Origin of the sequence: Pseudarthrobacter phenanthrenivorans (assembly GCF_036455295.1) — a bacterium.
Lineage (GTDB): Bacteria > Actinomycetota > Actinomycetes > Actinomycetales > Micrococcaceae > Arthrobacter > Arthrobacter phenanthrenivorans_C.
Map to the genome: position 1 here is coordinate 232,922 of NZ_JAYXNX010000003.1, position 23,976 is coordinate 256,897.

The following is a 23,976-nucleotide window of genomic DNA, read 5'->3' on the forward strand; positions in this document are numbered from 1 at the left end:
GCTGGCTAGGCTGGAGGCGAGAAGGTTCCGCCCCTGCATTTCCCCGGGAGCGGCATACAGAAGGTGGTAACGATGCTGCTGTCCGTCCTGCAGGCCAACGCAGTGGTCATGGACGTGGAGGCCAATCTTCGGACCCTGGAGGAGGCCGCCCGCCGGGCCGCGAAGGAAGGCGCCGACCTCCTCCTGACGCCGGAGCTGTTTCCCGTGGGGTACGCCCCGCTGAGGCTGCGGGAGGAGCTGGATCCCGCAGCCCTCCCCGCTATCCGTGCCAGGCTGGCGGGGATTGCGCGCCGGAACGGGATCGCCCTCGTCTACAGCCTGCCTGACCTGGCACATGCCGAAACGGAGGCGTCCCCAGAAGGCTCTGCCTGGCACATCACGGCCACGCTTGTGGATGCCACCGGCACCGACCTCCTGAGCTACGCAAAGGTGCATCTCTTCGGCCGCGAGGAGCGGGAGGCCTTCGAGGCAGCCGCGGAACCTCCCGCCGTCGTCACCTTCAAGGGCATCCGCACCTCGCTGCTGATCTGCTACGACATCGAGTTTCCCGAAGCCGCCCGCGCGGCGGCTGCGCGCGGGGCCGAGCTGCTTCTGGTGCCAACCGCCTTGTCCGCCGGCTTCGACGCGGTGCCGCAGGTGCTGGTCCGTGCCCGGGCCCTGGAGAGCCAGTTGAACGTGGCCTATGCCAACCACTGCGGGAACGAGGACATGTACACGTTCGGCGGCGGCAGCGTGGTTGTGGGCCCGGACGGCGCGCTCCTCGCGGGCGCAGGGGAAGGTCCGGAACTCCTGTTCGCGCAGGTGGGCGCCGAGGCCGTGGCCGCCGCCCGGGACGGGGTTCCGTACCTCCGGGAGCGGCGCCCGGAACTGTACGCCGCCTGGGATGCCGGGCTTCCGCGCGATGCTGGCCGGGCGGGAAGGGGCCGGGGCTAGAAACGGGCCCTAGCCGGCGGCAACCACGTCCTCCACGTACTGCAGCGCAATCCACAGCTCCGCCCGCACCTGTGCCCGGTTCAGGTCCATGCCCAGCAGCTCGCCGAGCACACCGATCTGGCGCCGCACGCTGTTCCGGTGCAGACCCAGCGTTTTGGCGGAGCCATCCCAGCTGCCGTTCTCGCCGAGCCACCCGCGGAGGACAGCCAGCAGCGGGTCACGCCGCTCCGGTTCCAGCGCCAGGACCGGGCCCAGCAGCCGAGCGGCCAGGAGGTTCCCGGCCTCCCGGCCCAGCAGTCCGGTCACGGACCAGGACACCTCGTCCGCGCGGATGCTGCGGCCACTTCTCTGGACCTGGCCGCGCAGCGAGGTGGCGCGCTGGTAGGCGGCCGGAAGGGCGGTGAGCTCGGTTGGTTCGCTGACCACCAGGCGCCACCCGAGCTTCTCCACGTCGGCGAGCAGTGCGTCATCCACCTTCAGCCGGGTCACGGCGGCGAATCCGTAGTCCGTCATCTCCACCAGCTTGGAGTCGAACAGGCGGCGCCACTGGAGCAGTTCACGGACAGGGCTGTCGCCGGCGGGCCAGCCGGGAGCTTCCACGTTGATGCCCTGAACCACCCGCATGGGCGCGGAGCGCGTGGATGACAGGCTTTGTGCCAGCAGGTCCTTGAGTCCGTTGAGATGTCTCGTCCCGCCGGTGTGGAGGCTTTCGGGGTGCAGCAGGACTGCGGTGGCAAGCTGGCTGGGGGCCAATGACCCGCTGGTGCGCTGCCGCAGCAGCAGTTCGAGCAGGCCCACGGCGGTCTGGACCACGTTGTTCTGTGCCGGGCTCAGTGGAACGTCGGAGCCCAGGATCAGGGCGCCAAGGTTCGCGTCCTTGGTGCTGCGCAGCGGGTGGCCTACAACCAGCGCAGAACCCGGCTGGTCGAAACCGTCCATTTCCACGCGCGGGCCGCGCCCGGTCATCAGCCGTTCCAGCATGGGCTCCAGGAGGGAAAGTTCGACGGCGGTGCTGCCGCCGGCGCTGGCACCCCGGGCCCGGATCCGGCCGTCCGCTCCCACCATCACCGCCCAGACCGGCACGCGCTGGACCAACGCCGCCAGCAGTTCATGCTCCGGCCTGGGGGAAAGGACGGCCCGCATAAGCTGCCGGTTGGTCCCGGCCAGCTGGCGGAAAACCCTTGCGTTGTCAGTCTCCAGCAACTGGGAGAATTCAAGGCCGATGGCAGCGAACGGAAGCGACTCCGGCACCTCGAACAGGGTGAGGTTGTGCCGGCGGCAGGCGTCCTGCACCACGCCTGGAACGGCGTCGAAGTAGGGCCTGATGCCGAAGCCAAGCGCAGCAACCTTGGCCTGTACCAGGCGCCGTACGTACGCGTCCACGCGGGCGGGGGAACCGCCGTCGCCAAGGAACGGGAGGCCGGCGGTGAGCAGGAACTCGCCTTCCGGAAGGTAGGGGGTGGGGTCCTCCAGTTCGCTGGGCTCCACCCAGCGCAGCAGCCGGCCGCCGCTGCCACCGTCGTGGAGCATCTTCAGGACCGGAGGCAGTTGGTCCAGGAACTGCTGGAGGGTGACGAAGCTCAGCCTGCCGGCGGCTTCAAACGACATTGCGCAGCCCCCGGGGCCCCGCTGAAACGGCCGGCCAATTATGTGCATAAAGTCTCATGCTGATTGACTATAAGTCATTTTGCACCAGCCTGAGAGTTGGCTCACATGCCAACCTTGGTGAGGGGAAACCGCCAACTACTCTGAAGGGACGTCAACGGTGACTGTGCCTGTGACCACCGAAACAACCACCGAGTCAACAACGACTGACCCGGCAGCGAGCCCGTCCGGGGGCCCACGCCCCGGCCTCGGGGCGCAGCTGCTGCGGCGTAAACCAATCAGCCAGATGGCCAGCGAAGCCGGCAGCGGCGAGGGCGGCGGACTGGTGCGCAGCTTCGGCGTCCTCCACCTGACCATGATCAGCGTGGGCGCCACACTCGGGACAGGCATTCTGGTGATCCTTGGCGAGTCGGTTCCACTCGCCGGCCCTGCCATCTGGATCTCCTTCGTCATTGCCGGCCTGGCCGCACTGCTGTCGGCGGTGTCGTACGCGGAAATGGCCGCGCTCGTCCCGGTAGCGGGTTCGAGCTACTCCTACTCCTACGCCACCATGGGCGAAGGGATGGCATGGATTTGCGGCTGGTGCCTGGTCCTTGAATACGCGGTTTCCGTCGCCGCGGTGGCCGTGGGGGCCGGCCAGTACGTCAACGAGGCGCTGGCCGCCTTCGGACAGGTGCTGCCCGATGCCATGTCCCAGCCGCCCGGTGACGGCGGGGTGGTGAACATCCCGGCGGTGGCCATCGTGGTGCTGGCCATGGTCCTGCTGGTCCGCGGCGCCCGCGAAAGCGCCTGGATCAACACGTCCATCGTGATCATCAAGGTCGGCATCCTGCTGTTCTTCTGCGCCGTTGCCTTCACCGCCTTCAATGCCGGCAACTTCGAGCCGCTGATGCCCATGGGTGCCGCCGGCGTATCAGCCGCGGCATCGCGGGTGTTCTTTTCCTACATCGGGTTCGATGCCGCCTCCACCGCAGGCGAAGAGGCCCGGAATCCCAAACGCGACCTACCGCGTGCCATCCTGCTGTCGATGGTGATCGTCACCAGCATCTACGTCCTGGTCGCTGTGGCTGCGATCGGTGCCCGCCCATGGGGCTGGTTCGACGGCACCGAGGCCGCACTGGTCCAGATCCTTGACGAGCTCACCGGCCAGCCGTGGATTGCCCTGGTCTTCTCCGCCGGTGCCGTCCTGGCAATTGCCAGCATCGTACTCACCGTCCTCTACGGCCAGACCCGCATCCTCCTGTCGATGTCCCGGGACGGCCTGGTGCCCAAGGTCTTCGGACGCATTTCTCCCCGGACCGGCACCCCGGCCGCCGGCACCCTGATTGTGGGCACCGCCGTCGCCCTCACCGCGGGCCTGGTGCCGCTCGGCGCCCTGGCCGACGCCACCAGCATTGGGACCCTGTTCGCGTTCGCCCTGGTCAACATCGCCGTCATCTACCTGCGCCGCAACCGACCCGACCTGACGCGCAGCTTCCGGGTGCCGCTGTACCCCATCACGCCCGTGCTGGGCACCCTCATGTGCGCCTACCTGATGGCCAACCTCGGCGCTGATACCTGGGCTGTCTTCGGGGCCTGGATGCTCGTGGGTATCGCCATCTACTTCGGCTACGGACGCCGGAACTCCAAGGTAGCGGCGCTGAGCGAGCCCGACTACCGTGAACTGACTGCCATGGCACCACGCCAGGAACCTGTGAAAGCAGAACAACGATGACCATCGCCACCGAACTGCCCGCGTTCGACCCCTCCAGCACCTCCACGCCGCCCGCGGACGCAGCCGGACGCGGCACCGGCGGGCAGGCAGCCCCCATCACCATGCTGAACCCCGACTTCCCGTTCAGCTACGACCACTACCTGGCCCACCCGGAGGGCCTGGGCTCGGTCCCGCCGGAACTGTACGGCACGGAAGTGGCCGTGATCGGCGCCGGGCTCTCCGGCCTGGTCACTGCCTACGAGCTGATGAAACTCGGGCTCCGGCCGGTGGTTTACGAGGCCGACCAGATCGGCGGCCGCCTCCGCACGGCAGCCTTCCCCGCAGCGCCCGGCGTGGTGGCGGACCTGGGCGGAATGCGGTTCCCGGTCTCGGGCAAGGCGTTCTACCACTACGTGGACCTGCTGGGCCTGGAGACCCAGGACTTCCCCAACCCCTTGGCGGAAGCCACCTCCAGCACCGTGATCGAGCTGGCCGGTAAGAAGTACTACGCGAAGAAGTCCAGCGACCTGCCGCCGTTCTTCCGCGAGGTGGCGGATGCCTGGAAGGCCGCGGTGAATGACGGCGCCAAGTTCGCGGAGATGCAGGATGCCATCAAGGCACGGGATATGGCGCGCATCAAGGAACTGTGGAACGAACTGCTCCCGCTCATGGACGAGCAGACCTTCTACGGCTTCATCGCGGCCAGCGAGTCCTTCAAAAAGGCGGGGTTCGCGCACCGTGAGGCCTTCGGTCAGGTGGGGTTCGGCACCGGCGGCTGGGACACCGACTTCCCCAACTCCATCCTGGAGATCCTCCGCGTGGTCTATACGGACGCGGACGACCAGCACCGGCTCATCCGCGGGGGAGCGCAGCGGCTGCCCGAGGCACTCTGGCAGCACGCGCCGTCGGACCTGGTGCACTGGCCCGCCGGAACCTCCCTGTCCTCCCTGCACTCCGGCTCGCCCCGCGGCGCCGTCGGCAGGATCAGCCGGGACCCGGACGGCAACCTGCGGGTCCGTGAACGCTGGGGCCGCGAGGCCAGCTACCCGGCCGTGGTGACCACCTGCCAGTCGTGGCTGCTGTCCACCCGCATCCACACCGAGGAGGCACTGTTCCCCGCCGAGCTGTGGACTGCCATGGAGAAATCACACTACATGCAGTCCTCCAAGACGTTCGTGATGGTGGACCGGCCGTTCTGGAAGGACATCGACCCCGAAACGGGCAACGAGGTCCTGTCCATGACCTTGACGGACAGGCTGAACCGCGCCACCTACCTGCTGGACAACGGCCCGGACCAGCCCGCCGTGATCCTGCTGTCCTACACCTGGAACGACGACGCGCTGAAGTGGCTGGCCCTGGACGCGGACGAACGCGTGGAACTGATGCTGCACTCGCTTGAGCAGATCTACCCGGGCGTGGACATCGCCGGGCACATCGTTGGCCAGCCCATCACCGTGTCCTGGGAAGCGGATCCCAACTTCATGGGCGCCTTCAAAGCCAACCTGCCCGGGCACTACCGCTACCAGCAGCGGCTGTTCACGCACTTCAAGCAGGACAAACTGCCGGAAACGCAGCGCGGCATCTTCCTTGCCGGGGACGACGTCTCCTTCACGGCGGGATGGGCCGAGGGTGCGGTGACCACGGGGTTGAACGCGGTGTGGGGCGTGGTGAAGCACCTGGGCGGGTCATCCGCGGCCGGGAACCCGGGCCCGGGCGACCTGCTGGACGAGTTCGGGCCGATCAGCCTGGACTAGGTCCGGGCAACGCTAGGCGTGGAGCTCGTGGTGTTTCGCCGCGAGCTCCACGTAGCGCACCGCATTGGCGCGCACGCCGTCGAACTCCTCATCGGTGAGTTCGCGGCGAACTTTGGCGGGTACCCCCGCCACCAGTGACCGGGGCGGAACCACCGTTCCTTCGAGAACGACGGCGCCGGCCGCCACCAGCGAGCCGGCGCCGATCACTGCGCCGTTGAGGACGGTGGCGCCCATCCCGATCAGGCAGTCGTCCTCCACCGTGCAGCCGTGCACGACGGCTGCGTGCCCCACACTGACGCGTTCGCCCACCGTGCAGGGGAAGCCGGGGTCGGCGTGCAGCACCACGTTGTCCTGCAGGTTGCTGCCCGCGCCCACGGTGATGGCCGCGGTGTCGGCCCGGACTGAGACGCCGTAGAAGGCGCTGGAGTCCGGGCCCAAAGTGGCGTTGCCGATGATCGAGGCTGACGGTGCCACGAACGCTGATTCATGGACAGCCGGGGAGTTGCCGGCGAAAGGGTAAAGAGGAGCCATGGCTTCACCCTAAGCCACCCCTGGCGGCGCCGGCATCCGTGTGGATTGCGACTGCCGGCACCGGGGAGGACCCTAGTTGAAGACCACGGTGCGGTTGCCGTCCAGCAGCACGCGGTGCTCGGCATGCCACTGCACGGCCTGGACCAGGGTGCGGCCTTCCACGTCGCGGCCCATCTGGACAAACTGCTCGGCAGTGCGGGCGTGGTCCACCCGGATGACTTCCTGCTCGATGATGGGCCCCTCGTCCAGGGCAGCGGTGACGTAGTGGGCGGTGGCACCGATCAGCTTCACGCCGCGGGCATGTGCCTGGTGGTACGGCTTGGCGCCCTTGAAGGACGGCAGGAACGAGTGGTGGATGTTGATGGCCTTGCCGGTCAGGTCGGTGCAGAGTTCGTCCGAGAGGATCTGCATGTAACGGGCCAGGACGGTCAACTCGATATCGTGCTCGGCAATCAGGGCGCGCAGCTTGTCCTCCGCCTGGCTCTTGGTGTCCTTGGTGACGGGGATGTGGTGGAACGGGATGCCGTAGAACTCGGCGAGCCCGGCCAGGTCCCGGTGGTTGGACACAATGGCGGGAATCTCGATGGGAAGCGTGCCCGAGCGCTGCTGGAAGAGCAGATCGTTAAGGCAGTGCGCCGACGTGCTGGCCATCACCAGGGTACGCACCTTATCGCCTACAGTATTAAGGCTCCACTGCATGGAGAAGGCTTCCGCCACCGGCTCAAGCGCGGCGCGCAGCCCGGACTTGGGAGCAGCCGTGGTGACCTCCACCCGCATGAAGAAGTTCCCCGTTGTGGGGCTGCCGTACTGCTGCGAATCGGTGATGTTGCAGCCTGCCACCAGCAGTGCTCCGGCCACGGCGTGGACAATTCCGGGACGGTCCGGGCAGGACAGGGTTACGACGTACGCTTGGTTCAGCAGCTGTTCATTCACGCGTAATAGCCTACCCGCGCCGCAGGCCCCGCTTTTGGTAGGCTGGAACGGTCGCAACTGGCGTTGGGTGGCTAACCACCAGGGAGCGGCAATCACGAAGACCACGGATCGTACGCCTGGGCCGAGGGTCATGTCTTGCCGGAATTGGGGCTGCACCCCGCGTCAGCGCAGCAGTGCCATGCCGTGCTTCCATACCCTGTCATCAACACGGTAGGAAAGCGCGCCAGCCGGTAGCCTGACCTAAGCAGTGCCCGTATCCCTAGCCAGGAGTTCTTCGTGACTACTACAGCCACCTCAACTACAGCCGTCAGCAACCAGCCGCTGGCCGAGCTCGACCCCGAAATCGCCAAAGTCCTCGAGCAGGAGCTTGGCCGCCAGCGCGGCACCCTGGAAATGATTGCCTCCGAAAACTTCGCGCCGCGCGCCGTGATGGAGGCCCAGGGCTCCGTCCTCACCAACAAGTACGCCGAGGGCTACCCGGGCCGCCGCTACTACGGCGGTTGCGAATACGTCGACGTCGCAGAGCAGCTGGCCATCGACCGGGTCAAGGCACTGTTCGGTGCCGAGTTCGCCAACGTCCAGCCGCACTCCGGTGCCCAGGCCAACGCCGCAGCGCTTTCCGCCATGATCACCCCCGGCGACAAGATCCTGGGCCTGTCCCTGGCCCACGGCGGCCACCTCACCCACGGCATGAAGCTGAACTTCTCCGGCAAGCTCTACGAAGTTGCCGCCTACCAGGTGGAGGAAGACACCTTCCGGGTGGACATGGACAAGCTCCGCGAGCAGGCCATCAAGGAAAAGCCCCAGGTGATCATCGCCGGCTGGTCCGCCTACCCCCGCCACCTGGACTTCGAGGCCTTCCGCTCCATCGCCGATGAAGTGGGCGCACTGCTGTGGACCGACATGGCGCACTTCGCCGGCCTGGTTGCCGCCGGACTGCACCCGAGCCCGGTGCCGCACTCCGACGTCGTCACCTCCACCGTGCACAAGACCCTGGCAGGCCCCCGTTCCGGTGTCATCCTGGCCAAGGAACAGTACGGCAAGAAGCTGAACTCCAACGTCTTCCCCGGCCAGCAGGGCGGCCCGCTGATGCACGTCATCGCCGCCAAGGCCGTGGCCTTCAAGATCGCCGGCACCCAGGAATTCAAGGAGCGCCAGGAACGCGTCCTTGAGGGTGCAAAGATCATCGCCGACAGCCTGAACCAGGCGGACGTAGCCGAGGCCGGCGTCTCCGTCCTCACCGGCGGCACGGACGTCCACCTGGTCCTCGTCGACCTCCGCAACTCGCAGCTGGACGGCCAGCAGGCCGAGGACCTCCTGCACTCCGTGGGCATCACCGTCAACCGCAACGCCGTCCCGTTCGACCCCCGCCCGCCGATGGTCACCTCCGGCCTGCGCATTGGTACTCCCGCCCTGGCCACCCGCGGCTTCGGCGCCACCGAGTTCACCGAGGTTGCCGAGATCATCGCCACCGCCCTCAAGGCAGGCAACAGCGCCGACGTCGAAGCACTGCAGGCCCGCGTGGACAAGCTGGCAGCAGACTTCCCGCTCTACCCGCAGCACGAGCAGTGGTAACCAATGACTGAAACCACAACCGCACAGATCCTCGACGGCAAGGCCACCGCCGCTGCCATCAAGGCCGAGCTGACCGAACGCGTGGCCGCACTCAAGGCCAAGGGCGTCACTCCCGGCATCGCCACTGTGCTGGTGGGCGCCGACCCCGCCTCGCAGCTGTACGTCTCCATGAAGCACAAGCAGTCAGTGCAGATCGGGATGAACTCCATCCAGCGCGAGCTGCCGGCCGACGCCACCCAGGAACAGGTGGAGGCCCTCATTGACGAACTCAATGCGGACCCCGCCTGCCACGGCTACATCGTCCAGCTGCCGCTTCCCAAGCATCTGGACACGGACGCCATCCTGGAGCGGATCGACCCCGCCAAGGACGCCGACGGCCTGCACCCCACCAACCTGGGCCGGCTGGTGCTGAACGTCAACAACAAGATCACCACGCCGCTGCCCTGCACTCCCCGGGGAGTCATCGAACTCCTCGAGCGCAACGGCTACAGCCTCGCCGGCAAGCACGTTGTGGTGGTCGGACGCGGCGTGACCATCGGCCGTTCCATCGGGCTGCTGCTCACGCGGCGGGATGTCAACGCCACCGTGACCTTGACCCACACCGGGACCAGGAACCTGTCCGAGCTGCTCCGGCAGGCGGACGTGATCGTGGGCGCGGCGGGTGTGAAGCACATCGTCAAGGCCGCCGACGTCAAGCCGGGCGCAGCACTGCTGGATGTCGGAGTGACCCGTGAAACCGATCCGGAGACGGGCAAGAGCCGCGTCTACGGCGACATCGATCCTGCGGCCGCCGAGGTGGCCGGCTGGATCTCGCCGAACCCGGGCGGCGTGGGCCCCATGACGGTGGCGCTGCTGATGACCAACGTGGTCGAAGCGGCCGAACGCGCAGCAGGCATCGGGGAGTAGGACCGCCCCCAAACGCACGACGGCGGCACGGTACCCTCCGCACGGAAGGCCCCGTGCCGCCGTCGGCCGTTTAAGCACACTGCCGGCAGGCCCGCCCGGGCGGCCCCGTGCACCTACTCCAGGAGGAGTACGGGCGCTACGCCGCCCACCTGACGACTTTCGCGGTCCGCGGGAATAGGCTCGGACCATGCAGCGCCGTTTCAGGGGACCGCCCACCGCCGTCATCGTGGTGGTGGTCGCCGTGATCCAGGTGGCAGGGTCGGCGTTCGCGTCCTCACGGCAGCCCGGCCACGTGCCGCTGGATCCGCTGGCACTGGCACTTCTGCTGCTGGGTCCCGCAGCCCTGGCCTTTCGCCGGCGCGCGCCGCTGGTGATGCTGCCCGTCGCAGCCTTTTCCACCGCAGCGTACCTTGCCCTGGGCTACGCCTGGGGTCCGGTGGTCCTGTCCTTCGCGCTGGCCCTGATCCTGACGGCGGCGGCCGGAAAGCGCGCTGCGGCATGGTTGGGGGCGGCGGCAGGAATCCTGGCGCTGTTTCTGGCCGCGGCACGCAGCGGCGACGAAGCGGCGTTCGTCCGCGCATTTGCCGGTTCCTCGTGGCTGGCCATCCTGGTCCTGATCGGCGAAGGGGCGCGGTTCCGCGGCGAACGGCTGGCCGAACGGCGCCGCCAGGAGGCCGCGGCGGAGCAGGCTGCCCGCGACGAATACCGCCTTGCCCTGGCCCGGGACATCCATGACGTGGTGGCCCATTCGCTGTCCCTGATCAATGTCCGGGCCTCGGTTGCATTGCACCTGGGTGAGAAGGATCCGGCGCAGTTCCGGCCCGCCCTGGAGACCATCAGGGCCGCGAGCAGGGAATCTCTGGCCGAGGTCCGGCAGTTGTTGGGCGTGCTCCGGGAAGATGCGCCGTTGACCCCCACCACCCGGCCCAGCCTGGGCCGCGTCCCGGAACTCGTTGACAACGCGCGGCGCGCCGGGCTCGAGGTCCGGCTTCAGGCCGACCCGGGTACGGAACACGTTCCCGCTGCAGTGCAGGAAACGGCGTACCGGATCATCCAGGAGGCGCTGACCAATGTGGTCCGGCATTCCGGGGCGCGGACGGCCCAGGTTTCCATCCACGCTGCGAAAGGGGAGCTGCTGGTGACCATTGACGACGACGGCGCCGGGGCCGGCACACTGCCCGAAGGTAACGGCATCACCGGCATGAGGGAGCGGGTGGCAGCTTTGGGCGGCAGGCTTGGGCTCGGGCCAGCACCGTCCGGCACGGGCTGGCGGGTCCGCGCGGTCCTCCCGCTGCCCGCCCGTGCAGGGCAGGAGCCAGGATGATCAGCATCCTGCTGGCCGATGACCAGAACCTCATCCGCGCGGGCTTCCGGGCGCTGCTGGACGCCGAAGCCGACATGAAGGTGGTGGCGGAATGCGGGACGGGTCGCGAAGCGGTGCGGCTCGCCCGCCAATACCACCCCGACGTGGTCCTGATGGATATCCGCATGCCGGACGGTGACGGCTTGGAGGCAACGCGCCAGATCCTCTCGGATCCCTCGCTGTCCGGTACCCGGGTGGTCATCCTCACCACCTTCGAGCTGGACGAATACATCGCCGAGGCCGTGCGGGCCGGCGCCGCCGGTTTCCTGGTCAAGGACACCGAACCGGCCGAGCTCCTGCGCGCAGTCCGCATCGTGCATGACGGCGATGCGCTGCTGTCGCCGTCGGTGACCCGGCGGATCATGGCCCAGCTGGCACGCCACTCCCGCGCCGCCGAACCGCCCGTGGCGCTGGACCGCATCACCGACAGGGAACGGGAAGTCCTGCAGCTTGTGGGGGAGGGGCTGAACAACGCCGAAATAGCGGACCGGCTGTTCATCACTCCGCTCACGGCAAAGACGCATGTATCCCGGATCATGGCGAAGCTGATGGTCAGGGACAGGGCGCAACTGGTGGTCCTGGCCTACGAATCCGGCCTCGTCAGGCCCGGCTGGGCCGGCTGACCCCGGCACCGGGTGCAGCCGGCGCACTCCCTGGGGAGTAAGCGGCCCGGTGCAGGTGACTCCCGCCGCCGGACGCGCCCGCAGGCGCCGGCAACCAGACTCGATACAAGGCCGGGTCCCCGGCCCGTTGAGAAAGTCTGGAGAACGAAAATGTTGCCTTCACTGACCACCACACTGTCCACCGCGGCCCTGTCCGCGGCTGCGCGGGTGCCGGCCGACACAGTCGTCTACGGACCCTGGCACGGTGCCTTTTCCCCCTGGTTCCTGTTGTTCCCGCTCTTCTGGATCCTGGTGATCGCGCTGTTTATCTTTGTGGCCCGCAGGACCTGGCGCCGGAACCAGCACTGGGCAGCCGGCCAGGGGGCCGAAGGAGTGCTGCGCGAACGCTATGCCCGGGGCGAGGTCGACGAGACAGAGTTCAGGCAGCGGCTGGAGGTCCTGCGCAGCGGAGACCGACGCCAAAAGTGACCCGTCGCTCCCGCACTGTTCGCCCGGGGTGGAAGGCGGCGGGAGCACGGTCTACCGTTTGAGACAATAGCTCCATGCGAACTTTGGGCAGCTCTTCGTCATCCTCCAAACCCGCCAGGGGCGGCTTTTCGATGTTCCGGATTAGCGGGCCCGGCCTGATGGTCCTGGTGACTGCCTTCATCGTGGCGGTCATCTTCGCCGCCAACCAGAACGACGTCGTGGGCTGGGTTGTCGCCGTCATTGCCGCTTTCTGGCTGGGGCTGGCAGCGTTTGTGGTCTTCAGCATCCAGCGGGCCGCCAAGAAGGCAGGGGCGAAGCTCTCAGAGGCGCAGAGTGCCTTCCACACGGCCACCGGACGCGCGCCGGCCCATACAGCTGCAGACCAGGGCGGCACACGCGTCATCTACGAGCGCCGCGAAGCTGACGAAGTGCGGGACCTGAAGCTGGACCACTCCTTCAAGATTGTCCAGGTGCAGGTCCGCGTGGTGGAGGAGGAGCGCGCCAAGGGCGCCGCCGCCAACCAGGACACCATCAACCGCGCCCTGGAGACTATCGAGATCACTGCCACCAACGCCAGGGACATGATCAAGTCTTCCGGCGGCAGCGGCGAGCCGGTGACCGGAACCATCATCGACTAGAGTGGAGCGGGTGAGCTCGGCATTGAACAAGGACCACATCCGCATCGCATCCGTGAATGTCAACGGCCTCCGGGCTGCCTACAAAAACGGCATGGCGGCGTGGCTGGAGCCGCGCGAGGTGGACATTCTCTGCCTGCAGGAAGTGCGCGCCCCTGACGCGATCGTCCGGGAGCTGCTGGGGGATGGCTGGCACATCCTGCATGCCGAAGCGGAAGCCAAAGGCCGTGCCGGCGTCGCCATCGCGTCCCGCCAGGAACCGCTCGACACCAGGAACGGCATCGGCGACGACTACTTCGCCACCGCCGGCCGCTGGGTTGAAGCCGACTTCCGCGTCCCGGATGCCGCAGGGAACCCTGTCCAGCTCACCGTCGCCAGCGCCTATGTGCATTCGGGCGAAGTGGGCACCCCCAAACAGGACGACAAGTTCCGCTTCCTGGACGTTATGAGCACCCGGCTTCCGGAGCTGACCAAGCACAGCGACCATGCCCTGGTGGTGGGGGACCTGAACGTAGCCCACACGCCCAGGGACATCAGGAACTCCAAAGGCAACGTCAAGAAGGCCGGGCACCTCCCGGAGGAACGCGCCTACTTCGACCGCTTCCTGGGCGAGGAGATCGGTTGGCACGATGTCCACCGGAACCTGGCCGGCGACGTCGACGGGCCCTACACGTGGTGGTCCTGGCGCGGCAAGGCGTTCGACAACGACACCGGCTGGCGCATCGACTACCACCTGGCCACTCCAGGGCTGGCGGCGTCCGCCATTTCGGCGGTCGTTGACCGTGCAGCCTCCTGGGACACCCGCTTCTCCGACCACGCCCCGCTGGTAGTGGACTACCAGCTCTAAGCCCGAAAGTTTTTCCATGACCACCCAGACTTCCCCCACCGCCAAAAAGCGCATTCTGTCCGGCGCCAAGCCCACTGCCGATTCCCTGCACCTGGGCAACTACATTGGAGCCGTGCGCAACTGGGTGGACATGCAGGCGGAGTATGACGCCGTCTTCTTCATCCCGGACCTGCATGCCATCACGGTGGATTTTGATCCCGCCGAATTGGCCAAGCGCACCCGCATCGTCGCGGCCCAGTACATTGCCGCCGGGATCGATCCGGACAAGAGCATTTTCTTCGTCCAGTCCCACGTTCCCGAACACGCGCAGCTCGCCTGGGCGCTGAACTGCATCACCGGCTTCGGCGAGGCCTCCCGGATGACGCAGTTCAAGGACAAGACCCAGAAGTCCGGCGCGGATTCAGCCACCCTGGGCCTGTTCGCGTATCCCACGCTGATGGCCGCGGACATCCTGCTCTACCAGAGTGACCTGGTGCCGGTGGGCGAGGACCAGCGGCAGCACCTTGAACTGACCCGAAACCTGGCCCAACGCTTCAACACCCGGTTTGGCCACACGTTCACGGTGCCCGAGGCGACCATCGTCAAGGAAAGCGCCAAGATCTACGACCTCCAGAATCCCAGCGCCAAAATGTCGAAGACGGGGGAGTCTCCCAACGGCGCCATCCAGCTCCTGGAAGATCCCAAGATCGCCGCCAAGCGCATCAAGTCCGCAGTGACGGACGCCGGAACGGACATCCGCTTCGACCCGGAGGAAAAGCCCGGGGTCTCCAACCTGCTGACCATCTACTCCTCCCTTACTGGCAAGTCCGTGGCGGACCTGGAAGCCGAATACCAGGGCAAAATGTACGGCCACCTCAAAGTGGACCTCGCCGAGGTGGTGGTGGACTTCATCACCCCGCTCCGCAACCGGACCAACGAGCTCATGTCAGATCCCGCAGAGCTCGACCGGCTGCTGGCCCTCGGCGCTGAACGGGCCCGCGAGATTGCGTCGGTCACCCTGGGCCAGGTGTACCAGCGCATGGGCTTCCTGCCGTCCCTCAGCCTCGCAGGAGTCCGCTAGCGCCATGTCTTCGGGAAACGTCACCGCCAGGGGAGGTGCCCGCTCTGCCGCCCAGGCCGAGCGGACCCTGGCCGACCGAATCGGAGACCAGTCAGGCAAGAGCCCCGGCGCCGAACATGGCAGGACGCCCAGCGACGAAATCAGCGTGGGCGTCATCCTTGGTTTCCCGCCGGAGATCGCCGAAGAACTCCAGCGATGGCGGGCGTCTTTCGGCGACCCCATGGCGGGCGTCGTACCGGCACATATCACCCTGGTGACCACCACCCCCACCCAGGACTGGGAGGCCACCCGCCGGCACGTGCGCGAAGTGGCCCGGTGCCAGAGCCCCTTCATGGTCACCATCGCCGGGACCGGAACCTTCCGGCCGGTTTCTCCCGTGGTCTTCATCAACGTGGAGGACGGATTTGATCACTGCGTGGACCTGCACCGCAAGCTCCAGCAGGGCCCGCTCCACCGCGAACTGCCCTTTGCCTACCATCCCCACGTAACCATCGCCCACGATGTTGCCCCCGAAAGCCTCGATGAGGCCGAAACGGTGCTGAAGAACTACAGGGCAACCTTCCCCGTGGTTAGCATGGGACTCTATGAGCATGATGCCGACGGCATCTGGCAGCTACGGGAAGAGCTGGACTTTGGGACCGAAACTGACAACCACGGCGACGCCCGCTTCGTGGGCGATGCCGCGGACACCCCAACGGACGCAGGGTAACCAGCAGCCGCTGCCCACTGAGCACGCCCAGCTGAAGCTGGAGGTCATCCAGAAGCGGATGGAGTGGAACAGGGTGCGCAGGACCGGAGCCAGGTTCGCCGCCCTGATGGCCTTGGTGCAGTGGCTTACCGCCCGGGTGAACGTCCTGCGGCCAATGCGCGCGTTCCGGCATTACAGCCTCCACTATGGGCCCCTGATGAGCGCCGGCATCGGCTTCACCATGTTCTTCTCCATCACCGGCCTGCTGGCCACCGGCTTTTCCGTTGCCGGCCTGGTGCTGAGCAGTCAACCGGTGCTGCTGGACACGATCATCAAAAGCGTGGCCACCAGCGCCCCCGGCCTGCTGAAGATCAATGGTGGCCAGGGCCTGGTGGATCCCAAGGACCTGCTCAATCCCGGCAGCCTTGGCTGGACTGCCGTCATCAGTGCCGTGGTCACGGTTGTCACGTCCCTCGGCTGGATCAACGGCCTGCGGGACGGCCTCCGTGGCGTGCTGCAACTGCCGCCACTGATGGTCAACCCCATCCTTATGAAACTCCGCGACGCCGGAACCCTCCTGCTGCTGGGGGTGGCCCTGGTACTCAGCGCGGGTGCGTCACTGGTATTCGGCACGGCGGCCGGCTGGGTTTCGAACTTCCTGCACCTTACCGAAGCCCTGGCCGGTCCACTCACCACGTCCGTCAAAATCTTCGTGCCGCTGGTGCTGAACTGGGTTACCGCGCTGATCATGTACCGGCTGGCAGCAGGCCTGAAGCTCTCACGCCAGGCCCTGCTTGAGGGAACCATCCTCGCCGCCCTGGGCACTACTGTGCTGCAGATCTTCAGCACCGAGCTCCTGGGCGGGGCCAGCCGCAACCCCCTCCTGGCCTCGTTCGCCGTCATTATCGGGCTCTTGATCTGGTTCAACCTGGTCAGCCAGGTCTACCTTGTCTCCGCAGGCTGGGCAGCCGTACGCGAGGCCGACCTGGACTCCGGCAGCTCTCCCCGGAAAGCCATCCTCGGGGCGCGCCGAGCGACGCCACAGACCTGACAACAGGGGAAGGGCCCCGGGGCCCTTCTAGGAGCCGTTCCCGGCGTCCAGGTACTGGTCTGCCCAGGCGGCGATGATCCGGGCGGCCCGGGCAGCCTGGCCCTTGCCCGTCAGCAGGTGGTCGCTTCCCTCCAGCGATACGAAGTTCCGCGGGTGCCTGGCGGTCTGGAAGATGGTGCTGGCGTTCTCGATCCCCACAGTGTTGTCGGTGGGGGAGTGCAGCACCATCAGCGGCTTGTGCAGCTGCCGGATGCAGTCCGTCAGGTCTGCGTTCTCCAGGTCCTCGACGAAATGCCGGCGGATTTCCACCCGCTTGCCGCCCAGGTCCACCTCGGCGCTGCCCTCGCTCAGGATCCTGTCCAGTGCTGCATCGAAGACGTGCGCCACGTGCTTGGGGGAGAAGGGGGCGCCCACTGTGGCAACGGCGTCGAGCTCCGGGATCTCCCGCGCGGCCGCAAGCACGGCGGCGCCGCCAAAGGAGTGCCCCACCAGGAGGGAAATCTCCTTCCCTTCGCTGCGCATGAACTCCGCAGCCTTTACGGTGTCAGCCACTTTGTGGCTGAAGGACCCCGCGGACCATTCACCGGCAGAGCCGCCCAGTCCCACATTGTCGAAGCGCAGCATTCCGATGCCGCTGTCCGCCAGCGCCTTGCACATGCGGGCCGCGGAGGGGCTGTCCTTGCCCAGCGTGAAGCCGTGCGAGAAGACGCCCCACCCCTTAACGGGGCCTTCCGGGACGTCGATGATGCCGGACAGCATTTCGCCTGTGGAACCGGCAAAGGAGACTTTTTCGGACCGGGACAAAGGGGAGCCTTTCTGCGGGCGGACAGCTTGCTCTATCACTATTGGTCCCTAAACCCCCGGCTTAGGGACCAAAGCTGATGGAGCATCCGGGGTGGTTGAGAGCTGGAACGACGACGGCGCCGCCACCACGTGTGGTGGGCGACGCCGTCGGCCGTTGTACCTGTTGTTGGACGCGACTAGATACGGCGGGCCAGGATGGCCTGCTTGACCTCCGCGATGGCCTGCGTGACCTGGATGCCGCGGGGGCATGCCTCGGTGCAGTTGAAGGTGGTGCGGCAGCGCCACACGCCTTCCTTGTCGTTGAGGATTTCCAGGCGCATGTCGCCGGCATCGTCACGGGAATCGAAGATGAAGCGGTGTGCGTTGACGATCGCTGCGGGACCGAAGTACTGCCCGTCGGTCCAGAACACGGGGCAGGAGGACGTGCACGCGGCGCACAGGATGCACTTGGTGGTGTCGTCGAAGCGTTCCCGGTCCTCTGCGGACTGCAGGCGTTCGCGGGTGGGCTCGTGGCCCTTGTTGATGAGGAAGGGCATGACTTCGCGGTATGACTGGAAGAACGGTTCCATGTCCACGATCAGGTCCTTCTCCACCGGCAGGCCCTTGATGGGTTCCACGGTGATGGGCTTGGACGTGTCCAGGTCCTTCAGCAGCGTCTTGCAGGCAAGGCGGTTGCGGCCGTTGATGCGCATGGCATCCGAGCCGCACACACCGTGGGCGCAGGAGCGGCGGAACGACAGGGTGCCGTCCATTTCCCACTTGACCTTGTGCAGGGCATCAAGCACGCGGTCCGTGCCGTACATGGTCAGGTGGAAGTCGTCCCAGGTGGCTTCCCCGGAAACCTCCGGGTTGTAGCGGCGGACCCGCATGTGGACGTCGAACGTGGGGATTTCCCCGCCTCCGCCGACGCCGGCAGGAAGTTCAACCTTTGAGGCTGGCTCAGCGATTTCAGCGGTCATCTTAGTACTTCCTCACCATCGGCTCGTAGCGGGTAAAGACAACCGGCTTGGTGGCGAGGCGGATGCCGGCGATTGATTCCGCCGATCCGTCGGCCGGCGCATGGTCATCCTTGTACGCCATGGAGTGCTTCATGAATTTCTCGTCGTCACGCTCGGGGAAGTCCTCGCGGAAGTGTCCGCCGCGGGATTCCTCGCGGTGCAGTGCGGCCACGGTCATGACCTTGGCCAGTTCCAGCAGGAAGCCGAGCTCAACGGCCTCGAGCAGGTCCAGGTTGAAGCGCTTGCCCTTGTCCTGGACGTTGATGCGCTTGTACCGCTCCTCGAAGGAGGCAATGTCGCGCAGCACCTGGTTCAGGGTGTCCGCCGTGCGGAACACCTGCATGTTGGCGTCCATCGTGTCCTGCAGTTCCTTGCGGATCTGCGCCACCTTCTCGTCGCCGGTGCCGTTGCGGGCAATGTCCAGCAATTCCGTGGTGTAGGCCAGCGGGTTCTCCGGCAGTTCCACGAACGGGGCGGTCTTGGAGTACTCCGCAGCGGCGATGCCGGCGCGCTTGCCGAACACGTTGATGTCCAGCAGCGAGTTGGTGCCCAGGCGGTTGGATCCGTGGACGGATACGCAGGCCACTTCACCGGCGGCGAAGAGGCCGGGGATCACGGTGTCGTTGTCCTGCAGGACCTCGGTCTGGATGTTCGTGGGGATACCGCCCATGGCGTAGTGCGCCGTGGGGAATACCGGCACCGGCTCGGTGTACGGTTCCACGCCCAGGTAGGTGCGGGCGAACTCTGTGATGTCCGGAAGCTTGGCGTCGATGTGCGCCGGCTCCAGGTGGGTCAGGTCCAGGAGGACGTAGTCCTTGTTGGGGCCGCAGCCGCGGCCTTCGCGGACCTCGTTGGCCATGGAACGGGCCACGATGTCACGCGGTGCCAGGTCCTTGATGGTGGGGGCGTAGCGCTCCATGAAGCGCTCACCCTCGGAGTTGCGGAGGATGGCACCTTCACCGCGGGCGGCCTCGGACAGCAGGATGCCCAGTCCGGCAAGGCCTGTCGGGTGGAACTGGAAGAACTCCATGTCCTCCAGCGGGATGCCGCGGCGGAACGCGATGCCCATGCCGTCACCGGTGAGGGTGTGGGCGTTGGAGGTGGTCTTGAAGACCTTGCCGGCGCCGCCGGAGGCGAAGACGACCGACTTGGCCTGGAAGACGTGCAGTTCGCCGGAGGCGAGGTCGTAGGACACGACGCCGGCCACGCGCTTCTGCTTGTACGGGGTGCCGTCCTCGCGGACAGCGTCTTCCTCGACCGTCAGCAGGTCCAGGACGTAGTACTCGTTGTAGAACTCGACGTTGTGCTTGACGCAGTTTTGGTACAGGGTCTGCAGGATCATGTGGCCGGTGCGGTCCGCGGCGTAGCATGCCCGGCGGACCGGAGCCTTGCCGTGGTCGCGGGTGTGCCCGCCGAACCGGCGCTGGTCGATCCGGCCTTCGGGCGTCCGGTTGAACGGCAGGCCCATCTTCTCCAGGTCCAGCACCGCGTCGATGGCTTCCTTGGCCATGACCTCCGCGGCGTCCTGGTCAACCAGGTAGTCGCCGCCCTTGACGGTGTCGAACGTGTGCCATTCCCAGTTGTCTTCCTCGACGTTGGCAAGGGCTGCGCACATGCCACCCTGCGCCGCACCCGTGTGCGAGCGGGTGGGGTAGAGCTTGGTCAGTACTGCTGTGCGCGCACGCTGACCGGATTCGATCGCGGCGCGCATGCCAGCGCCACCGGCACCGACGATGACGACGTCGTACTTATGGACCTGCATACCAGACGCTCTTTCTCTCAAAATTCGCTATGAAACAACGGGGCGGCTTTGCCTGCTCCGCAAAACAGGGCCCGCGGGAATGCCCGCGGGCCCGGGGTGGTGCCAGTGCTAGGCAGGGCAGAATCCGCCCGGAAGGGCGACGCCGTTCACCACGGGGCACGGGTTGAAGGTGAAGATCACCAGCGTGCCAAGGAGGATGATGACCACTGCGGCGGCGTAGAGAACCGTCTTCAGCCAGCGGCGGGTGGACGTCTTCTCGGCGTAGTCGTTGACGATGGTGCGGACGCCGTTGGTGCCGTGCAGCATGGCCAGCCACAGCATGGCAAGGTCCCAGAACTGCCAGAACGGGTCGGCCCACTTGCCGGCCACGAAGCCGAAGTCGATGGCGTGGATGCCTTCGCCCACCATGAGGTTCACGAACAGGTGGCCGAAGATGAGGACCACCAGCACAACGCCGGAGAGGCGCATGAACAGCCAGGCAATCATCTCAAAGTTGCCCTTGGCGCCGCCGCTTCGGCGGTACTGGGGGGCGATCCGCCCGCTGCGGGGGCTCTCGATCGTTGCAGTCATGGCTCAGTGACCTCCGAGGGCGAGGGACAGGTGGCGAATGGAGAAGGCGACCATGGTCACAACCCAGAGGGCCAGTACTGCCCACAGCATCTGGCGCTGGTACTTGGCACCCTTCTTCCAGAAGTCGACCGCAATGATCCGCAGGCCGTTGAAGGCGTGGAAAACGATGGCGGCGACGAGGCCGGTCTCGCCCAATGCCATCAGGGGGTTCTTGTAGGCGCCGATGACGGCGGTGTAGGCCTCCGGTGACACACGCACCAAGGAGGTGTCCAGCACGTGGACCAACAAGAAGAAAAAGATCACTACACCGGTAATGCGGTGTCCTACCCAGGACCACATGCCTTCACGGCCGCGGTACAAGGTGCCAGCTGGTTTTGTCGGCACTGATAAACCTCCCTGCAACACAGCGGCGCTGGCATGAGATCCATGCGGGGGGAACGCCTGCTGCGAGAGCACTCGTAGCTCAGGCCTAAATCTAGGCTCCGCTTACAGCTTATTCAATTTAGACGTTCGTTGGTGCCCAGTGCTGGTGCGGATTTTCGCGTTAAATGAGACCAACGCCACACCGCTGGCCGCATTTGGACCCGGCGGCGGAGCGAATCCCCGGTGCGCCGGAGAGATACGGCCGGTGTCATCACAGGAGCCACATGGCCCCCTTCGGCTAAAGTAGCCGTGATGAGTACAGACAAAGTGACAAGCCCGGCCTCACCCCTTGACCGCTTCATAGCGGTGATTCCGGCAGGCGGAGTGGGGACCCGCCTCTGGCCTCTGTCACGAGCAGCAGCTCCCAAGTTCCTTCACGATCTCACGGGATCCGGCAGCACTTTGCTGCGCGCCACCTATGACCGCCTGCACCCGCTGGCCGGCGACCGGATGCTGGTGGTGACCGGCAAGGCGCACCGTGAAGCGGTGTGCCGCCAGCTTCCCGAGGTCCACGACGCCGACCTGGTCCTTGAGTCGGAGCCCAAGGACTCGGCCGCAGCCATCGGCCTTGCCGCGGCGATCCTGCATGAGCGCGATCCCGACACCATTATGGGTTCCTTCGCCGCTGACCAGGTGATCAGCCCGGATGCGCTGTTCCAGCAGGCCGTCCGCGAGGCGATCCACACCGCCGCCGCGGGCAAGATCGTCACCATCGGCATCAAGCCCACCCACCCCTCCACCGGTTTCGGCTACATCCGCTCCGGCAAGGCATTGAATGTCGAGGGAGCGCCGAGCGCCCATGACGTGGTGGAGTTCGTCGAGAAGCCCGACGAGGTGGTGGCCCAGCAATACGTGGACAGCGGCGACTACGTGTGGAACGCCGGCATGTTCGTGGCGCCAGTCTCACTGATGCTCAAGCACCTCGAGGCCAACCAGCCCGAACTGTTCCAGGGCCTGCAGGAAATCGCACGCGCCTGGGACACTCCGCAGCGTGACGAGGTCACCGCACGCATCTGGCCCACCCTGCCCAAGATCGCCATCGACTATGCAGTGGCCGAGCCCGCCGCCGAAGCCGGGGACGTCGCCGTCGTGCCCGGATCCTTCCGGTGGGACGACGTGGGCGACTTCGCCTCGGTTGGCCGGCTGAACAGTGCCAAGGAAGTGGACGACGTCACCGTCCTCGGTGAAGGCGCCCGTGTCTTCACCGAAAACTCCAGCGGCGTGGTGGTCACGGACACCAAGCGCGTGATCGCGCTGATCGGCATCCAGGATGTCGTCATCGTCGATACCCCGGACGCCCTGCTGGTGACCACCATGGCCAACTCCCAGCGGGTGAAGGCCGCCGTGGACGCACTGAAGGCAAGCGGGGACACGGACGTCCTCTAGCGGGACAACCTGCCGGCGCCGCGCGTGCCGGCAGGTTCCGATGTAATGCTGCGTCAGTGAATGGGTGCTAAAGCGGGCACCCTCGCTAGAGTGAAGCAGTGCGCAATTACACTACTGAAGCCGAGCCCACCGCTTTGGTGGCTCCGTGGCTCGAACCGCTCCTGCCGGAACTGATCGAATTCCGGAGGGACCTCCATGCGCACCCTGAACTGTCCTTCAAGGAATTCCGCACCACTGACAAACTCGCCGAGCGGCTCGAAGCGGCCGGCCTGTCGCCACGCCGCCTGGAAGGCACCGGCCTGACGGTGGACGTGGGCGAAGGCCCCATTGCCACCGCCCTGCGCGGTGACATCGACGCCCTGCCCATCATCGAGGAAACGGGCCTGCCGTTCGCGTCCAGGAACCACGGCGTGACGCACGCCTGCGGGCATGACGTGCACACCACCACCATGTTGGGTATCGCCCTGGTCCTGCAGCGTATGCACCAGGAAACGCCGCTTGGCGCCACCGTCCGGATCATCTTCCAGCCGGCCGAGGAAACCATGCCCGGCGGAGCACACGCCTGCATCGAGCAGGGTGTCCTGGAAGGGGTTCCCCGCATTCTGGCGCTCCACTGCGATCCTCGGATTGAAGTGGGCAAGGTGGGAACGCGCATCGGTGCCATCACCTCGGCCTCGGACACCATCCGGATCGAACTCTCCGGCCGGGGCGGCCACACCTCACGTCCGCACCTCACCGAGGATCTGGTGTTCGCGTTGGCCCAGATCGCCGTCAACGTCCCTGCGGTGCTGTCCCGCCGGGTGGATGTCCGCAGCGGCGTATCCGTGGTGTGGGGCCAGATCACGGCCGGTTCCGCACCCAACGCCATCCCCGGCACCGGCTACATGGCAGGCACCATGCGGTGCCTGGACCGGGACGCCTGGCACGCTGCCGGTGAACTCCTGGACGAGGTGGTGCATCAGGTGGCCGCGCCCTACGGCGTGGACGTGCACCTGGAACACACCAGGGGAGTGCCCCCGGTAGTGAACTCCGAGCACGAGACCGCCATTATCGAGGCTGCGGCCCGCGCTGAAATCGGCGAGAACGCCGTGGTGCTGACCCCCCAATCCATGGGTGGCGAGGACTTCGCGTGGTTCCTGGCCGAACTTCCCGGAGCGATGATGCGCCTGGGCACCAAAACCCCCGGCGGCGAGGATTACGACCTCCACCGCGGAGACTACATCCTGGACGAGCGGTCGCTGGGCATGGGCATCCGCGTCCTCGCCGCAGCAGCCCTGCGCACCATTCGCGACCTAGAGCAGGCCCCGGTTCCCTAGCCGGGACACTGTCCGCGTGCCTTTGCGCGGCCTGGCCGTCCGTGCCAACCGC

Annotated in this window: 23 protein-coding genes and 1 riboswitch; of the genes, 15 read left to right on the plus strand and 8 right to left on the minus strand. The window is 66.6% G+C overall.

The window, feature by feature from the left end:
* Positions 1-72: 72 nt before the first annotated feature.
* Entirely contained in the window at positions 73-933 is an 861-nt protein-coding gene (locus VXJ37_RS05295; protein WP_331322024.1) for a nitrilase-related carbon-nitrogen hydrolase, read from the plus strand.
* A gap of 9 nt (positions 934-942) precedes the next feature.
* Here VXJ37_RS05295 and VXJ37_RS05300 read toward each other — a convergent pair whose 3' ends face one another.
* Positions 943-2,541 carry a PucR family transcriptional regulator gene (locus tag VXJ37_RS05300; protein ID WP_331322025.1) on the minus strand — a complete coding sequence of 533 codons (1,599 nt, stop codon included), beginning with the start codon at positions 2,539-2,541 and terminating at the stop codon, positions 943-945.
* A 283-nt stretch (positions 2,542-2,824) separates the two neighbouring features.
* On the opposite strand from VXJ37_RS05300, the gene VXJ37_RS05305 reads away from it, so the two are divergent.
* Positions 2,825-4,252, plus strand: a complete 1,428-nt coding sequence (locus VXJ37_RS05305) for an amino acid permease (RefSeq protein ID WP_331322150.1) — start codon at positions 2,825-2,827, stop codon at positions 4,250-4,252.
* Entirely contained in the window at positions 4,249-5,985 is a 1,737-nt protein-coding gene (locus VXJ37_RS05310) for a flavin monoamine oxidase family protein (RefSeq protein ID WP_331322026.1), read from the plus strand. Before VXJ37_RS05305 ends, VXJ37_RS05310 begins: the two co-directional genes overlap by 4 nt.
* 12 nt (positions 5,986-5,997) lie before the next feature.
* On the opposite strand, the gene VXJ37_RS05315 is transcribed toward VXJ37_RS05310, so the two are convergent.
* Both VXJ37_RS05315 and purU read right to left on the minus strand, forming a co-directional pair.
* On the minus strand, positions 5,998-6,516 hold the full coding sequence (locus tag VXJ37_RS05315; protein WP_331322027.1) for a gamma carbonic anhydrase family protein: 519 nt from the start codon (positions 6,514-6,516) through the stop codon (positions 5,998-6,000).
* A 72-nt stretch (positions 6,517-6,588) separates the two neighbouring features.
* A complete protein-coding gene (gene purU, locus VXJ37_RS05320; protein WP_331322028.1) occupies positions 6,589-7,449 on the minus strand; it encodes a formyltetrahydrofolate deformylase in 861 nt (286 codons plus the stop codon).
* A 43-nt stretch (positions 7,450-7,492) separates the two neighbouring features.
* Positions 7,493-7,578, plus strand: a riboswitch (ZMP/ZTP riboswitch).
* Positions 7,579-7,725: 147 nt separating this feature from the next.
* Here purU and glyA point away from each other — a divergent pair.
* From glyA to VXJ37_RS05370, 10 genes are all read left to right on the plus strand, one after another.
* Positions 7,726-9,024, plus strand: coding sequence for a serine hydroxymethyltransferase (glyA, locus tag VXJ37_RS05325; RefSeq protein WP_331322029.1), 1,299 nt, complete (start codon positions 7,726-7,728; stop codon positions 9,022-9,024).
* 3 nt (positions 9,025-9,027) lie between these two features.
* A complete protein-coding gene (locus VXJ37_RS05330) occupies positions 9,028-9,930 on the plus strand; it encodes a bifunctional methylenetetrahydrofolate dehydrogenase/methenyltetrahydrofolate cyclohydrolase (protein WP_331322030.1) in 903 nt (300 codons plus the stop codon).
* Positions 9,931-10,117: 187 nt separating this feature from the next.
* The gene (locus VXJ37_RS05335; RefSeq protein WP_331322031.1) at positions 10,118-11,254 is read left to right on the plus strand and encodes a sensor histidine kinase; all 1,137 of its coding nucleotides are present in this window, start codon (positions 10,118-10,120) and stop codon (positions 11,252-11,254) included.
* Positions 11,251-11,916, plus strand: a complete 666-nt coding sequence (locus VXJ37_RS05340) for a response regulator transcription factor (protein WP_331322032.1) — start codon at positions 11,251-11,253, stop codon at positions 11,914-11,916. Before VXJ37_RS05335 ends, VXJ37_RS05340 begins: the two co-directional genes overlap by 4 nt.
* A 150-nt stretch (positions 11,917-12,066) precedes the next feature.
* On the plus strand, positions 12,067-12,384 hold the full coding sequence (locus VXJ37_RS05345) for an SHOCT domain-containing protein (RefSeq protein WP_331322033.1): 318 nt from the start codon (positions 12,067-12,069) through the stop codon (positions 12,382-12,384).
* Positions 12,385-12,458: 74 nt separating this feature from the next.
* Complete coding sequence (locus VXJ37_RS05350) at positions 12,459-13,022, plus strand: hypothetical protein (protein ID WP_331322034.1); 564 nt, start codon at positions 12,459-12,461, stop codon at positions 13,020-13,022.
* Between the two features lie 10 nt (positions 13,023-13,032).
* Positions 13,033-13,866 carry an exodeoxyribonuclease III gene (locus VXJ37_RS05355; protein WP_331322035.1) on the plus strand — a complete coding sequence of 278 codons (834 nt, stop codon included), beginning with the start codon at positions 13,033-13,035 and terminating at the stop codon, positions 13,864-13,866.
* A gap of 16 nt (positions 13,867-13,882) precedes the next feature.
* Positions 13,883-14,926 (plus strand): tryptophan--tRNA ligase, encoded by a 1,044-nt coding sequence (gene trpS, locus VXJ37_RS05360; protein WP_331322036.1) that lies wholly within the window; start codon positions 13,883-13,885, stop codon positions 14,924-14,926.
* 4 nt (positions 14,927-14,930) lie between these two features.
* Positions 14,931-15,635, plus strand: coding sequence for a 2'-5' RNA ligase family protein (locus tag VXJ37_RS05365; RefSeq protein ID WP_331322037.1), 705 nt, complete (start codon positions 14,931-14,933; stop codon positions 15,633-15,635).
* 58 nt (positions 15,636-15,693) lie between these two features.
* Positions 15,694-16,665 (plus strand): YihY/virulence factor BrkB family protein, encoded by a 972-nt coding sequence (locus VXJ37_RS05370; RefSeq protein ID WP_331322151.1) that lies wholly within the window; start codon positions 15,694-15,696, stop codon positions 16,663-16,665.
* Between the two features lie 27 nt (positions 16,666-16,692).
* Here the strand turns inward: VXJ37_RS05370 and VXJ37_RS05375 are convergent, their stop codons facing one another.
* The 5 genes from VXJ37_RS05375 to sdhC form a co-directional block, all read right to left on the minus strand.
* Complete coding sequence (locus VXJ37_RS05375; RefSeq protein WP_141940544.1) at positions 16,693-17,469, minus strand: alpha/beta hydrolase family protein; 777 nt, start codon at positions 17,467-17,469, stop codon at positions 16,693-16,695.
* Positions 17,470-17,645: 176 nt separating this feature from the next.
* Positions 17,646-18,428 carry a succinate dehydrogenase iron-sulfur subunit gene (locus VXJ37_RS05380; protein WP_141940545.1) on the minus strand — a complete coding sequence of 261 codons (783 nt, stop codon included), beginning with the start codon at positions 18,426-18,428 and terminating at the stop codon, positions 17,646-17,648.
* Position 18,429: 1 nt separating this feature from the next.
* Positions 18,430-20,229, minus strand: a complete 1,800-nt coding sequence (gene sdhA, locus VXJ37_RS05385; RefSeq protein ID WP_331322038.1) for a succinate dehydrogenase flavoprotein subunit — start codon at positions 20,227-20,229, stop codon at positions 18,430-18,432.
* Between the two features lie 108 nt (positions 20,230-20,337).
* Entirely contained in the window at positions 20,338-20,799 is a 462-nt protein-coding gene (locus VXJ37_RS05390; protein WP_331322039.1) for a succinate dehydrogenase hydrophobic membrane anchor subunit, read from the minus strand.
* Between the two features lie 3 nt (positions 20,800-20,802).
* A complete protein-coding gene (gene sdhC / locus VXJ37_RS05395) occupies positions 20,803-21,183 on the minus strand; it encodes a succinate dehydrogenase, cytochrome b556 subunit (RefSeq protein ID WP_081620212.1) in 381 nt (126 codons plus the stop codon).
* A gap of 291 nt (positions 21,184-21,474) precedes the next feature.
* Between sdhC and VXJ37_RS05400 the strand changes: the two genes are divergently transcribed.
* Together VXJ37_RS05400 and VXJ37_RS05405 are read left to right on the plus strand one after the other, a co-directional pair.
* The gene (locus VXJ37_RS05400; RefSeq protein ID WP_141940548.1) at positions 21,475-22,608 is read left to right on the plus strand and encodes a mannose-1-phosphate guanylyltransferase; all 1,134 of its coding nucleotides are present in this window, start codon (positions 21,475-21,477) and stop codon (positions 22,606-22,608) included.
* 98 nt (positions 22,609-22,706) lie between these two features.
* Positions 22,707-23,924, plus strand: a complete 1,218-nt coding sequence (locus VXJ37_RS05405) for an amidohydrolase (RefSeq protein WP_331322040.1) — start codon at positions 22,707-22,709, stop codon at positions 23,922-23,924.
* The last annotated feature ends 52 nt before the right edge of the window (positions 23,925-23,976 follow it).

Bases quoted from the DNA above. Each gene is read 5' to 3' on its own strand.
- VXJ37_RS05295 (WP_331322024.1), top strand. From the start codon at position 73: ATGCTGCTGTCCGTCCTGCAGGCCAACGCAGTGGTCATGGACGTGGAG.
- VXJ37_RS05300 (WP_331322025.1), bottom strand. From the start codon at position 2,541: ATGTCGTTTGAAGCCGCCGGCAGGCTGAGCTTCGTCACCCTCCAGCAG.
- VXJ37_RS05305 (WP_331322150.1), top strand. From the start codon at position 2,825: ATGGCCAGCGAAGCCGGCAGCGGCGAGGGCGGCGGACTGGTGCGCAGC.
- VXJ37_RS05310 (WP_331322026.1), top strand. From the start codon at position 4,249: ATGACCATCGCCACCGAACTGCCCGCGTTCGACCCCTCCAGCACCTCC.
- VXJ37_RS05315 (WP_331322027.1), bottom strand. From the start codon at position 6,516: ATGGCTCCTCTTTACCCTTTCGCCGGCAACTCCCCGGCTGTCCATGAA.
- VXJ37_RS05330 (WP_331322030.1), top strand. From the start codon at position 9,028: ATGACTGAAACCACAACCGCACAGATCCTCGACGGCAAGGCCACCGCC.
- VXJ37_RS05335 (WP_331322031.1), top strand. From the start codon at position 10,118: ATGCAGCGCCGTTTCAGGGGACCGCCCACCGCCGTCATCGTGGTGGTG.
- VXJ37_RS05340 (WP_331322032.1), top strand. From the start codon at position 11,251: ATGATCAGCATCCTGCTGGCCGATGACCAGAACCTCATCCGCGCGGGC.
- VXJ37_RS05345 (WP_331322033.1), top strand. From the start codon at position 12,067: ATGTTGCCTTCACTGACCACCACACTGTCCACCGCGGCCCTGTCCGCG.
- VXJ37_RS05350 (WP_331322034.1), top strand. From the start codon at position 12,459: ATGCGAACTTTGGGCAGCTCTTCGTCATCCTCCAAACCCGCCAGGGGC.
- trpS (WP_331322036.1), top strand. From the start codon at position 13,883: ATGACCACCCAGACTTCCCCCACCGCCAAAAAGCGCATTCTGTCCGGC.
- VXJ37_RS05365 (WP_331322037.1), top strand. From the start codon at position 14,931: ATGTCTTCGGGAAACGTCACCGCCAGGGGAGGTGCCCGCTCTGCCGCC.
- VXJ37_RS05370 (WP_331322151.1), top strand. From the start codon at position 15,694: ATGGAGTGGAACAGGGTGCGCAGGACCGGAGCCAGGTTCGCCGCCCTG.
- VXJ37_RS05380 (WP_141940545.1), bottom strand. From the start codon at position 18,428: ATGACCGCTGAAATCGCTGAGCCAGCCTCAAAGGTTGAACTTCCTGCC.
- sdhA (WP_331322038.1), bottom strand. From the start codon at position 20,229: ATGCAGGTCCATAAGTACGACGTCGTCATCGTCGGTGCCGGTGGCGCT.
- VXJ37_RS05390 (WP_331322039.1), bottom strand. From the start codon at position 20,799: ATGACTGCAACGATCGAGAGCCCCCGCAGCGGGCGGATCGCCCCCCAG.
- VXJ37_RS05400 (WP_141940548.1), top strand. From the start codon at position 21,475: ATGAGTACAGACAAAGTGACAAGCCCGGCCTCACCCCTTGACCGCTTC.